This window comes from Elizabethkingia miricola (assembly GCF_001675285.1).
GTDB classification, from domain to species: domain Bacteria; phylum Bacteroidota; class Bacteroidia; order Flavobacteriales; family Weeksellaceae; genus Elizabethkingia; species Elizabethkingia miricola.
The window spans coordinates 579,714-592,438 of the sequence record NZ_LSGQ01000001.1 but is presented as its reverse complement, the minus strand read 5'-3'; the positions used below and the strand labels follow the sequence as shown (position 1 = coordinate 592,438).

Below are 12,725 nucleotides of genomic sequence, written 5' to 3'. Positions count from 1 at the left end.
TAAATGGTTATTTCTTCAGGGATTCATTTGCATCATGAAGAATTTGTAAAGATTTATTCATTTCATCTTCTTCTAAATGCCCATAACCCAGGCGGAGAGCTGTGTAATCTTTGTTCTGATATAATAAGGTGCGTGGGATAAAGAGATCGTGTTGTTGGCAATAAGCACTCAGCTGAAAAAGATTAACAGGAGATTGCCACTCCAGCCATACAGCCAATCCACCGGAAGGAATGCTGAATTTTACCTGATCACTCAGATGCTTCTGAAGCAAGTCCGTAAACAAATCCCGGCGTTCTTTATATATTTTCGCAGATTTCTTCAGATGGCGGTTAATTTCTCCTTCAGCAATCATTTCGCCCAGAGCCTGCTCCATAATAATATCTCCCTGTCTGTCTATAATACCCAGATATTTACGCATTTCTGTCATCAGATTTTCTGGTGCTACAATAAAACCGGTACGGAAACCCGGAGCCAGTGATTTGCCGAATGAACCTACATAAATTACCATACCGTCGGTATCAGAGCTTGCCATCGGTAATATAGCTGAATTGTCGTAATGAAATTCGAAATCGTAGTCATCCTCTACAATGGCAAAACCATACTGAGAGGCCAGGGATAATAATTCAATACGCCGCTGGGCACTAAGAGGTACTGTAGTCGGGTAGTGGTGATGAGGTGTAAGGTAAAGCATCCTTATTTTAGTCTTTTTGCAAAGCTCTTCTATAAGATCAGTGCGGATACCTTCTTCATCTACCGGAATAGTTTTGATGACTGCACCGGATTTCTGAAAAATCATATTTACGGCAAAATAACTGGGATCACCTACGACTACCATGTCTCCTTCAGACAAAAGTATTTCAGAAATAATATAAATACTCATTTCCGTACTTCTGGTAATCAGAAGATTATTTTTACTGATGTGCAATCCCCGGCTAAGATTAAGATATTGGGACAGATGTTCTTTAAAGTATTCACTGCCTTCAGTATTGTAATAGCCTATTTTTCTGTAACTGCTTTTGCGTTTCAGATTGGCACTGTAAAAGCTGGAATAGTTTCCGATTTGGGACAAGCGTGTATCCGGTACACCATCGTTAAAGATATAAGTACAGGATGAATGCTCAAATGGATTGTCCAGAAGATTGCTTTGTCTAAAACTGAAACCTGTCTGTTGTGGATAAGTTGCCAGATCTTGCCTTTGCAGGTTTTTAATATTCATGTTTTTGAAACTTCCACTCTCAATGACGAATGTTCCCTTATTCGGAATTGTTTCTACCCATCCCTGTGCGTCCAGTTCCTCATAGGCTGCAATAACTGTTTTACGGTGAACCTGCAGAATATCGCTCATGCTTCTGGTTCCCAATAATTTCATGCCTTTCATCAGGTATCCCCGCTGAATAGCATTAATCATCTGATGAACGATCTGTAGATATACAGGCCGTGATGATTTGTTATCGATATAGATTATTTTCTTGTATAAAAACTGATCCGGACTACTCATTATTTTAAATCTGGTACCATTTAAGGTCCGGCAAGATAATAATTTTGCTGCAAAAATAATATGCAAAAAATAATAGAAGCAATTATTCGGGACAATGAGATACATGCGAAATGGCTGAATACATTATCGTTTATGGAAAATGCAGGTGCACGAAAAATATCTGCATGTGAAGACCTGGTAACGGTAGATCTTATTCAGCTAAAGCATGCTGCAGAGGAACATCGCCATGCTTATTACCTGAAAAAGCAAATTCTGAAACTGGCGCCGGACAGTTGTATTAATTACAGAGCTGATGAAATGCTGGCACAGGGATATACCCGACAGTATCTCCATCGGTTGGATATGCAGGCCAGCAGATTTCTGAAAGATACATTTCAGCTGGATGGCAAAGCACTTCGGTATGCCTCCTATCTTTTTGTAACCTATGCTATAGAGGTAAGAGCAGATGAACTTTATCCTGTTTATCAGGATGCATTAGACAAAGCAAAATCCAGGGTAATGGTGAAGTCTATTATTCTGGAAGAAGAAGGACATTTGGAGGAAATGATTCAGCAGCTGGAACGTTTTCATGCAGATTGGGAAAATTATGCCGGAGAAGTACTGAGAATAGAGAATGAACTGTTTCAGGACTGGATTAATGCTGTAGGTAAGGAAGTATTATCATATGAATCAGCCACAGCACTGGTATAAGGCATTAGCGGGAAGACAGGAGATTGGTAATTACCGAAATCTTAGAATAAATGATTCAGGGGTCGATTTTCTGTCCAATGATTATTTGGGAATGACTGGTAATAAGGCTTTTCAGCAACATTTACTCGAATTGTTAAATATAAATCCGGAACTGCTTTCCGGGGCTACAGGATCAAGACTGATTAGTGGTAATAGCCCTATTTGTATGGAGGTAGAAGAGTCTATTGCCAAAAGACATCAAACAGAAAGTGCTTTATTATTTCCCTCCGGATATAAGGCTAATCTCGCATTATTCTCATGTATTGCAGGCCGGAATCAAACTATATTGGTGGACGAGCTTGTACACCGTTCTGTACACGATGGCTGTACTTTATCTTATGCTCAGAAAAGGAAATTCAGGCATAATGATCTAAACCATTTAGAATATTTACTATCCCGTGCAACAGGATCTGTATTTATAGCTGTAGAAAGTTTGTACTCCATGGATGGGGATTTTGCTCCGTTAGAAGATATAATTACACTGGCAGAGCGATACGGAGCCTGGGTAATTGTAGATGAAGCTCATGCTGTAGGTGTATTTGGTGAAGGTCTGGTATACCGGTATAATTTACAAAGCCGCGTTCTTGCTACGGTGGTGACTTATGGAAAGGCATTCGGAGCACAGGGAGCAGCCGTTTTAGGGAATAGGATGCTAAAAGAATATCTTGTCAATTTTGCTTCACCATTTATCTATTCCACTGCTATGCCAGACATTCAGGTTCTTATAATTTCTGAAACTTATACGTTTCTTGAAGCTCATCCATATTTAGCAGATGAACTTCAATGCAATATAAAATACTTTCGAAAGCACAAGGTTCATTCTTTGTCTCAGGATATGAGCCCTGTGCAGGTTGTACAGTTTCCAGCAGTGAGAAATCTTTATAAAGCTGTGCAAGAATTAAAACAACAAAAAATAAATGTTTATCCCATTTTATCTCCGACAGTAAGAGAAGGGGGAGAACGTTTGCGGATTACCCTGCATCAGTTTAATTCGGTTGCAGAAATAAATGAACTGGCCAGTATAATTAAAGATAATTTATGAAAGTAATATACAGGTTAATTTGACCACAAAAGAGATAAAAGACTGTTTCAAGTCACATGGAAACATAGATTTAGTAATGATGAATAAAGTTTTGCATAGAGAATTTTGCACATCAGCTATGTATTCTATATCAGTATCGAAGATACCTTGATATGACGATACACAACTATGTGTCTATGTGGTTGAAAAAAATAACAAGAAAATAACAGAATGAATACTAAATATTTTATAACAGGAATAGGAACTGGTATTGGCAAAACTGTATCCTCCGCCATATTAAGGCAATATTTTCAGGCAGATTACTGGAAACCTGTACAGTCCGGAGATCTGGATCAGTCAGATAGTATGCTGGTGAAGCAATTGACCAGTGATGAATTGAGAATACATCCTGAGCGATTCCGTTTGCAATATCCGGCATCTCCGCATCAGTCTGCGGCCATGGAAGGAATAGAGATAAAGATTAATGATTTTCAGTTACCTGTGACAGAGAATATACTTTTGGTAGAAGGTGCTGGAGGGTTATTTGTTCCGCTAAACCACAGGGAATTTATAATTGACCTTATCGAACATTTTAATATCCCGGTTATTCTTGTCGTCAGAGATTATCTGGGTTGTATTAATCATACACTTCTTTCTCTGGAAGTACTAAAATTAAGGAATATCGAAGTTGCTTATATTGTTTTCAACGGAAATTTTGTTCCGGAAACCAGAGAAGTCCTGCTGAAGCATATTCCGGAAAATTCAAGAATAATAGAGTTACCGGAGGTCAACAATATTACGAGAGTATCGATTCAGGAAGCGGTTGACAGTATTCAGCGAAATTTAAAGTAAAAGAAACAAATACTGGTAAATACTGATATTAAAAAATAAAAGTAAAAATCAAACAAAATGGCTAAAGAAAGAACATTGCGTCACGACTGGACAAAAGAAGAGTTACTGGAGATTTATAATAAACCATTAATGGAGCTTATTTATGAAGCTGCAACAGTACATCGTGAATGGCATAAAGCAGATGAGGTACAGATATCAACATTGCTGTCAGTAAAAACAGGGGGCTGTCCTGAGGATTGTTCTTATTGTGGACAGGCAGCGCGATATCATACAGATATTAAAGTGCAGGCACTTTTGCCTACAGCAACTGTAATGGCCCATGCACAAAAAGCAAAAGAAAGAGGAGCTTCCCGTTTCTGCATGGCAGCTGCATGGCGAGAAGTTAGAGATAACAGAGATTTCGACCGTATTATAGATATGGTAAAAGGGGTGAACAATCTGGGATTGGAAGTTTGCTGTACTTTAGGAATGCTTAGTGAGTCACAGGCTAAAAGACTACAGGAAGCAGGTCTATATGCTTACAATCATAATCTGGATACCTCGGAGGAATATTACGATGAGATTATTTCCACACGAAAATTTGATAACCGTATCAATACGATAAACAATGTGAGAAAAGCAGGAATTACGGTATGCTCCGGTGGTATTATCGGCTTAGGGGAAACTCATGGAGACCGCGTGGCAATGCTGAGAACTTTGGCTAATATGGAGATACATCCCGAGTCGGTTCCTGTAAATGCTTTGGCAAGAGTAAAAGGAACACCATTGGAAAATAATCCAAAAGTGGATATATGGGAAATGGTAAGAATGATAGCTACAGCCCGTATTGCGATGCCTGCTTCTATGGTGCGCCTTAGTGCCGGACGTATAGAAATGACAGAAGCCGAGCAGGCATGGTGCTTTATGGCCGGTGCTAATTCTATTTTTACCGGCGAACGTGAAACTTTGTTGGTAACTCCTAATCCGGGCGTATCGGAAGATATGCAGATGCTTCTGAATTTAGGACTGAAACCAATGGTACGAGAAAAAGAAACGACATGCAGCAAGAATTAACAGACCGGGATCGTAAGGTGAACTGGCATCCTTATACCCAAATGAAAACAGCCAGCCATATTCCCATAGTAAGAGGTGAAGGTTCCTATATTTATGATGCGGACGGGAAGAGATATATAGATGCTGTATCTTCTTGGTGGGTAACTCTTCATGGGCATGCACATCCTTATATCGCTGCAAAAGTATCCGAGCAGTTGCAAACTTTGGAGCAGGTTATTTTTGCTGGCTTTACCCATCCAAATGCTATTGAATTATCAGAAAGACTTCTGACATTGCTTCCGGATAACCAGGAGAAAGTATTTTATACAGATAATGGTTCCACAGCAATAGAAGTTGCTCTGAAAATGTGCCTGCAATTCCACTATAACCGCGGTGAAAAAAAGAATAAAATTTTTGCTTTCAGAAATGGCTATCATGGTGACACTTTCGGGGCTATGTCGGTAAGCGGACGCGGGTTGTGGACAAATCCTTTTGGAGAACAACTTTTTGAAGTTTTATTTATAGACGTTCCAACAAAAGAAAATCTGAAAGAAATAAAATCTTATATAGATCTGCATGCAAGGGAAGCAGCGTGCTTTGTATATGAACCTTTGGTGCAGGGAGCAGGTGGAATGTTGATGCATGAAGCAGAAACCCTTTCAGAATTGATGCAGTTTTGTAAATCCAAAGAAATTTTGTTGATACAGGATGAAATATTTGTAGGTTTTGGACGTACAGGAAAATTATTTGCTGTTGATCATCTGTCGGAAATTCCAGATATCATGTGTTTCTCAAAAGGGCTTACAGGCGGAACACTTCCTTTAGGGATAACGACCTGTACAGGAGAAATATATAATGCTTTTTATTCAGACGATAAAACAAAAGCATTATTTCACGGACATTCATTTACGGCAAGCCCTTTAGCCTGTGCAGCAGCACTCGCCAGTCTGGACCTATTGCTGTTAAAAGATACGCAGCGGAATATAGAACGTATTGTCAAACAGCATAAGGAATTTGGAGAAGTATTAAAAAAACATCCAAAAGTAAAAGAGGTACGTCAGACAGGGACAATCTTTGCCATGGAATGGAAAATAAATGAGGAGACTTCCTATTTCAGTGATATGCACGAAATATTATATCCTTATTTCTTGCAGCGCGGTATACTAATGCGCCCGTTAGGAAATATAATTTATCTGGTGCCTCCTTACTGTACTACTAAAGAAGATTTAGAAGAAATTTATCAGGCTGTTTTAGAGGCTCTGGATATATTATAAATTAATTATTGCTTTGGCAAGATTCAATATTTTAGCAGGATTTTTTATAACATAAAAACCTTATAGGTTTGTGAAACCTATAAGGTTTATGCTACAATAGTAGAACATTTTTGGCAAGTATAAAATCTAAATCTTTATCAGATTTAGATTCCAAATGCTCATCAGGATCAAGACTTAAATAAACCTGATCCTCAATATGAAGTAATTTGTAGTTTTCTATATTATAAAAAGAATAATTAGAATTATAATAGAACTGAAACTCAACGATTTTAGTAAATAATAAATGAACCCTGAAGAATTTACTTTTTTTAGAAAAATTACTTATTGAAATGTGTATTTGTAATTCACCAAATTCATCTTTTTCAAGTTTTATTTCTTCAACATTAGTACTTATTAATGAGTTTTCTCCTGAAAAGAGATCTACAATTTTAGTTGTTATATCCATGGAATATTATAATATAAAAACCTTATAGGTTTCACAAACCTATAAGGTTTAATTGTAAATATAATATTTAAATAAAGAATGTTGTGAATTTTTAGATTATGTTAACTCTTAATAATACAGGATTTCCATATAACTCTCATAGTTTGTGTATCTTTGGTCAATAACCATTAAAATAATTATCATGAGAAAATCTGTTCTGATGCTGATGAGTCTTTTCATTGCACTAACAGTGTATGCACAACAAAAAGTAAAACATGTAGTTCTTATCGGATGCGATGGCTTTGGTGCTTATGCTTTGCCGGAAGCCGATATGCCTAATCTTAAAAATTTAATGAAAGAAGGCTCCTGGTCATTAAAAGCACGTTCTGTGCTGCCTTCGTCCAGTGCTGTTAATTGGGCGTCTATGATTATGGGAGCAGGACCTACATTGCATGGCTATACCGAATGGAATAGTGCAGTTCCGGAGATTCCTTCCTCAGATCTTACAAAAGAAGGAATGTTTCCTTCCATTTTCAGTATACTAAAAGAGCAGAAACCTTCTTTGATAACAGCATTGATATACAGTTGGCAAGGGATTGATCCGTTGGTTCAGAAAGGAACAACAGATATAAGAATTCCTGCAAAAGACAATGACGATTTCTGTACAGAGTCTGCTGTAGAAGTTATTAAAACAAAGAAACCGACATTAACATTTGTACATTTAGATCAGCCGGACGGAGTAGGGCATAATATAGGACACCGTACTCCTGCTTATTATGAAGAATTAAAAAAGGTAGATGCACGTATTGGAAAGATTGTACAGGCTGTTAAAGATGCAGGTATTGCCAACGAAACTGTTATTATTGTAACAGCCGATCATGGTGGTAAGGACAAAGGGCATGGTGGAAAGTCATTGGATGAGGTTCTGATTCCATGGGTTGTTTATGGTAGGGGCGTAAAGAAAAATCAGGAACTGAAGAATACAATTATTACTTACGATACCGGAGCTACTATTGCATGGCTGTTAGGATTAAGAGTGCCGGAAAGTTGGAGAGGTCTTCCGGTAAGACAAGCTTTTCTTACTAAATAATAATTAATAAACCTGCTTTCTAAAGGCAGTCTGAATACGGCTGAAAAAAATCATATTAAAATAAAAGAGTTTTTTATCTTTTATTAATCTTTTTACTGTACATTTGTCATAGAAAAAGTACAGAAATGTTTTCAAAAACTTGTGAATATGCTATCCGTGCCCTGATTTTTATCGCCCAGCAGACAAAGGACGGTAGCAGGATTGGTATTAAAGATATTGCAAAAGGTATTGATTCACCGGAACATTTCATTGCCAAGATATTGCAGGATCTCAGCAGAAAAGGTTTAGTACAATCTGCAAAAGGACCTACAGGTGGATTTTATCTGGACGATTATAATCTGAACAGACCAATAGCGGATATTGTAAAGACAATGGATGGGGACAGGATTTTCAATGGATGTGCTTTGGGGCTTAAAGAATGCTCCGAGTCTCACCCTTGTCCGGTACATAATGAGTTTAAACATATCCGTAAAAATCTGAAAGAAATGCTGGAAAATGCTAAGATAGGTGAGTTCATCAATAAACTGGATGCTCATGAAACTTTCTTGAGGAGATAAAAAAAAATTTAAAATAATAAAAGATAAAAAGGTATTTAATTCTTTTAATATGAAAATACAAATCAGATATCCGTTTGTTTTTGCAGTTTTATGCTTTTGGCTGGGACTAATGCTGAGTATCAGTTTTCTGGAAACACCTTTAAAATTCCAGGTTCCGGGAATGATGCTGTCTGTGGCATTGGAGCTGGGTAAACTAATGTTTGGAATTTCCACCAATATCCAATTATTCCTGACAGGAGTGATTGCTTTGAACTTTTTACTGGTAAAAAAATATTTGACTGTCGGAATTATAATCTCTTATATACTGCTGGTTATTCTTTTATTACTCGAAAAATTCTGGATGTTACCTGTTCTGGATGCAAGGGCAGATATGTTGGCAGGTGGAAAATCAGTACAGCCAACTTCTTTACATGACTACTTTATATATGCTGAGGTTGGAAAATTAATATTAATTGCTGGAGGAATATTTCTTCAGCTAAAAAAGATAAAAAAATGAGAACGGGAAGTATAGAAAAAATGTCGGGACATTGGCTTTTGGCAAAAATTGGTAAAAAAGTGCTTCGTCCCGGAGGAAAAGATTTAACCCTGAAAATGCTGGAATTACTGGCTATCAATAAAGAAGATCTGGTAACAGAGTTTGCACCGGGGCTTGGCTTTACAGCAGGCAAAATAATGGAATATCAGCCTGAGGCATATACCGGAATTGATGCAGATGAAGAAGCTGTAGAATTCTTGAAAAGAAAATTTTCTGAAACCAAAGCTGTATTTCAGAATGATCATGCTGCACAAACAAGGCTGAATGATAATAGTCAGACTAAAGTTTTGGGAGAAGCGATACTTACCATGCAGGCAGATCATAGAAAATCTGAGATTGTAAAAGAAGCTTATCGTATTCTGAATCCAGGAGGTCTTTATGCTATACACGAGCTGGCGCTAATGCCGGAAGCATTGGATGAAAGTGTAAAAGCTCACATCCAACGGGAGCTGGCAGAAGTTATAAAAGTAAATGCCAGACCTCTTACTCCGGATGAATGGAAAAAGGTATTGGAAAAAGAAGGTTTTAGTATACTGAATATTGAGACTGCACCTATGCATCTTCTGGAACCTAAACGAATAATAAGTGACGAGGGTTTTTTAGGGTTCCTGAACATTGCTAAGAATATGGTTTTACATCCGGGGATTAGAGAAAGGGTTTTGAGGATGAAAAACATTTTTACCAAATACAACAAAAACCTGTGTGCGGTAATAATTATTGCCAGAAAAGATTAGAAGTAAAATATAAAAGTAAACACATGAAAAATTCTATTATGCTTGCTGTTGTTTTGTCTGCAATTTTCACTTTGAATGCTTGTAAACAAAACGCTTCTGAAGCTTCACAATCCGGAAGTACTGAAGGTATTACTGTTCAGGGAAATGCAGAAGAAGCCAAACTGACATCACCTCCAATGGTGCCTGAACCAATAGGAAACAGAGCCGCAAAAAAGCTGATTGTACGTCTGGAAACTATAGAAAAAACAGGTGAATTGGCAGACGGAACCCAATATAACTTCTGGACTTTTGGCGGAACAGTTCCGGGAAGCTTTATCAGGGCAAGAGTGGGTGACGAAATTGAATTTCATTTGAAGAATAATGAAAACAGTACATTCCCGCATAATATAGACCTTCATGCTGTAAATGGCCCTGGTGGCGGTGCAGAAGCTACTTTTGTAGCTCCGGGAAAGGAAGCGGTATTTAACTTCAAAGCCTTAAATCCAGGTCTGTACGTATACCACTGTGCGACCGCTCCGGTGGGAATGCATATCGCTAATGGGATGTATGGATTAATTCTTATAGAACCGGAAGGTGGATTGCCTAAAGTAGATAAAGAGTTCTATATAATGCAGGGAGATTTCTATACCAAAGGTAAATACGGAGACAAAGGTCTTCAGGAATTTGATATGGATAAAGCAATTGCAGAACATCCTGAATATGTGGTTTTCAATGGTAAAACAGGAGCACTTCTGGGAGATAATGAACTGAAAGTAAAGGTTGGTGAAAATGTAAGATTCTTTGTAGGAAACGGAGGTCCTAATCTGACTTCATCTTTTCATATCATCGGTGAAATTTTCGATAAAGTCTATATAGAAGGAGGCAGTAAAATCAATGAAAATGTTCAGACTACAGTAATCCCTCCCGGCGGAGCTTCAATTGTAGAATTTAAAGCAACAGTTCCTGGGGAATATGTGATTGTAGACCATGCTATTTTCAGAGCTTTTAATAAAGGTGCACTTGGTAAGATTAAGGTAGTGGGTGATGATAATCCTAAAGTATACAAAAAGAATAATTAATTACAGAAGTCAGTCGGCAAAAGTCGGAATCACATGATGCGAAATTTAATATACATATTGGTTATATTCTTTAGTATTTCCTGTTCCGAGAAACAAGATCAAAAACAACCGAAACCTGTTTCCCGCATACTCATGCCGGTTGCAGATACTAAAAAAATGCTGAAAATAGAGGGTGGAAGCTATAAACCATTTGTAGGAAAAGAAACCGATAGCCTGGTAAAAGTAAAGACCTTTTATCTTGATGAGACTGCCGTAACCAACGCAGAGTTTCTGACTTTTCTGAAAGCTAATCCTCAATGGACAAAGAGTAAAGTACTTCGGTTATTTGCAGATTCCGCTTATCTGAAGCATTGGAAAGGAGATTATAAGATCCCGAATGATGTAAGCCCGGAAGCTCCCGTAACCTGCGTATCGTGGTTTGCTGCAAAAGCCTATGCTGAAAGTGTAGGAAAAAGGCTTCCGACAGTAGATGAATGGGAATATGTTGCCCGTGCAGACGAAAACAACAAAAATGCTGCCGCCACACTGGAATTTACACAGCGTATACTCAAACTTTACCAGCAGAAGCTGATGTATAAGCAACCTGTAAAACAATCAAAACCCAATATATGGGGAGTATATGATTTGTTTGGAACTATATGGGAATGGACAGAAGATTTCAGTTCGGTTATGATGTCGGGAGAATCCCGAAAAGATAATACAACCAATGAAACTCTTTTCTGTGCCGGAGCTTCGGTTACTTCATCGGACCTTAAGAACTATGCTGCCTTTATACGGTTTGCACTCCGGGGCAGTGTAAAAGCCGATTATACCATTAACAATCTTGGTTTCAGATGTGCGAGAGATGCTCAAAATCAATAAAAGTAAAAAAGTAAAATGAGAACATTTATTATAAGCTTATTATCTGTTTTTATTCTGGGGGGATGCCAGAAAAAACAAAACGAAAATATAGATCCCGATTCTATTTTCAACTTACAGTCATCCTGGGAAAAGCCGGATGGTACTAAAATAAAACTGGAAGAGCTGAAAGGAAAGGTGCTGACAATGGTGATGATCTATACCTCTTGTAAAACCGCTTGTCCGCGATTAACAGCAGATATGAAAGATATAGAAGCCAAAGTCGGGAAACAGAATCCGGACGAATTACAATATATACTGGTATCTATAGATCCTGAACACGACACTCCGGAAAGAATGAGAGCTTTTATAAAAAACAACAAACTGGAAGGAAAGCAATGGGTGTTTCTGAGGGGGAGTGAAGAAGATACAAGGGAGCTGGCCAATGTACTGGCAGTGAAATATAAGAAGATAACACCAATGGACTTTTCGCATTCCAACATCATTAGTGTATTTTCTAAATCCGGGGTACTTGCTTACCAGAAAGAGGGATTGAATATAGACATTAATACAACAGTGGATAAAATAAAGGAACAAATAAAATAAGTGAAATTTAATACCCCATAGAAGAAATGAAAAAAATAGTATTTACCCTTGCATTGGCATCATTAGCTGTAATCTCTTGTTCCAAAAAAGAAGCAGAAGCGGAGCAGCCGCAAACCGAATCTAATGTTATGCTGGAAGAACCTAGAACAACTCAGGAATCTGCATCTGCGGGAACTCCGGAAGAAGAAGGAAAAAAACTGGTAGAAGGAGCAGACTGTTTGTCTTGTCATAAAGTTGATGCCAAACTTGTAGGTCCGTCATATCAGGATGTTGCTGCAAAATATACAGACGCAGATATAGACCATCTTGCGGGAAAAATCATAGAAGGAGGAAAAGGTGTCTGGGGAGATATTCCTATGACGCCGCATGCAGGACTAAGCCAGGACAACGCCAAATTAATGGTGAAATATATTCTTTCCCTGAAAAAATAACAGAACATACCCCATAGGTTTTAAAAAACCTGTGGGGTTTAAAAAAA

15 protein-coding genes are annotated in these 12,725 nt (G+C 37.9%); 13 read left to right on the top strand and 2 right to left on the bottom strand.

Translation table 11 applies throughout. The features are described 5' to 3' along the window. Positions 1–7 precede the first annotated feature (7 nt). Positions 8–1,498 (bottom strand): aminotransferase-like domain-containing protein, encoded by a 1,491-nt coding sequence (locus tag ATE49_RS02605; protein WP_058878504.1) that lies wholly within the window; start codon positions 1,496–1,498, stop codon positions 8–10. A gap of 60 nt (positions 1,499–1,558) precedes the next feature. Here ATE49_RS02605 and ATE49_RS02600 point away from each other — a divergent pair, with 60 nt between their 5' ends. From ATE49_RS02600 to bioA, 5 genes are all read left to right on the top strand, one after another. Then, on the top strand, positions 1,559–2,188 hold the full coding sequence (locus ATE49_RS02600) for a hypothetical protein (protein ID WP_065080963.1): 630 nt from the start codon (positions 1,559–1,561) through the stop codon (positions 2,186–2,188). Further along, the gene (locus ATE49_RS02595) at positions 2,163–3,269 is read left to right on the top strand and encodes an aminotransferase class I/II-fold pyridoxal phosphate-dependent enzyme (RefSeq protein ID WP_065080962.1); all 1,107 of its coding nucleotides are present in this window, start codon (positions 2,163–2,165) and stop codon (positions 3,267–3,269) included. The genes ATE49_RS02600 and ATE49_RS02595 overlap by 26 nt, the downstream gene beginning before the upstream one ends. A 210-nt stretch (positions 3,270–3,479) precedes the next feature. After that, a complete protein-coding gene (gene bioD / locus ATE49_RS02590; protein ID WP_065080961.1) occupies positions 3,480–4,100 on the top strand; it encodes a dethiobiotin synthase in 621 nt (206 codons plus the stop codon). A gap of 57 nt (positions 4,101–4,157) precedes the next feature. Further along, on the top strand, positions 4,158–5,153 hold the full coding sequence (gene bioB / locus ATE49_RS02585; RefSeq protein ID WP_059154519.1) for a biotin synthase BioB: 996 nt from the start codon (positions 4,158–4,160) through the stop codon (positions 5,151–5,153). Then, complete coding sequence (bioA, locus tag ATE49_RS02580) at positions 5,138–6,406, top strand: adenosylmethionine--8-amino-7-oxononanoate transaminase (RefSeq protein ID WP_065080960.1); 1,269 nt, start codon at positions 5,138–5,140, stop codon at positions 6,404–6,406. The genes bioB and bioA overlap by 16 nt, the downstream gene beginning before the upstream one ends. 91 nt (positions 6,407–6,497) lie before the next feature. On the opposite strand, the gene ATE49_RS02575 is transcribed toward bioA, so the two are convergent. Next, positions 6,498–6,851: a hypothetical protein gene (locus ATE49_RS02575; protein WP_065080959.1), complete on the bottom strand. Its 354-nt coding sequence runs from the start codon at positions 6,849–6,851 to the stop codon at positions 6,498–6,500. A gap of 181 nt (positions 6,852–7,032) precedes the next feature. On the opposite strand from ATE49_RS02575, the gene ATE49_RS02570 reads away from it, so the two are divergent. The 8 genes from ATE49_RS02570 (at position 7,033) to ATE49_RS02535 (ending at position 12,678) form a co-directional block, all read left to right on the top strand. Then, positions 7,033–7,920: an alkaline phosphatase gene (locus tag ATE49_RS02570; protein WP_065080958.1), complete on the top strand. Its 888-nt coding sequence runs from the start codon at positions 7,033–7,035 to the stop codon at positions 7,918–7,920. A gap of 125 nt (positions 7,921–8,045) precedes the next feature. Then, complete coding sequence (locus tag ATE49_RS02565; protein WP_021346259.1) at positions 8,046–8,477, top strand: RrF2 family transcriptional regulator; 432 nt, start codon at positions 8,046–8,048, stop codon at positions 8,475–8,477. Between the two features lie 49 nt (positions 8,478–8,526). Next, positions 8,527–8,973, top strand: coding sequence for a hypothetical protein (locus ATE49_RS02560; RefSeq protein ID WP_065080957.1), 447 nt, complete (start codon positions 8,527–8,529; stop codon positions 8,971–8,973). Then, complete coding sequence (locus ATE49_RS02555; protein ID WP_065080956.1) at positions 8,970–9,746, top strand: class I SAM-dependent methyltransferase; 777 nt, start codon at positions 8,970–8,972, stop codon at positions 9,744–9,746. Before ATE49_RS02560 ends, ATE49_RS02555 begins: the two co-directional genes overlap by 4 nt. A gap of 23 nt (positions 9,747–9,769) precedes the next feature. Continuing rightward, entirely contained in the window at positions 9,770–10,804 is a 1,035-nt protein-coding gene (nirK, locus tag ATE49_RS02550; protein ID WP_021346262.1) for a copper-containing nitrite reductase, read from the top strand. 33 nt (positions 10,805–10,837) lie between these two features. Beyond that, positions 10,838–11,665 (top strand): formylglycine-generating enzyme family protein, encoded by an 828-nt coding sequence (locus ATE49_RS02545; RefSeq protein WP_090347007.1) that lies wholly within the window; start codon positions 10,838–10,840, stop codon positions 11,663–11,665. Between the two features lie 15 nt (positions 11,666–11,680). Further along, the gene (locus ATE49_RS02540; RefSeq protein WP_065080954.1) at positions 11,681–12,247 is read left to right on the top strand and encodes an SCO family protein; all 567 of its coding nucleotides are present in this window, start codon (positions 11,681–11,683) and stop codon (positions 12,245–12,247) included. A gap of 26 nt (positions 12,248–12,273) precedes the next feature. Continuing rightward, the gene (locus tag ATE49_RS02535) at positions 12,274–12,678 is read left to right on the top strand and encodes a c-type cytochrome (RefSeq protein WP_059343856.1); all 405 of its coding nucleotides are present in this window, start codon (positions 12,274–12,276) and stop codon (positions 12,676–12,678) included. The last annotated feature ends 47 nt before the right edge of the window (positions 12,679–12,725 follow it).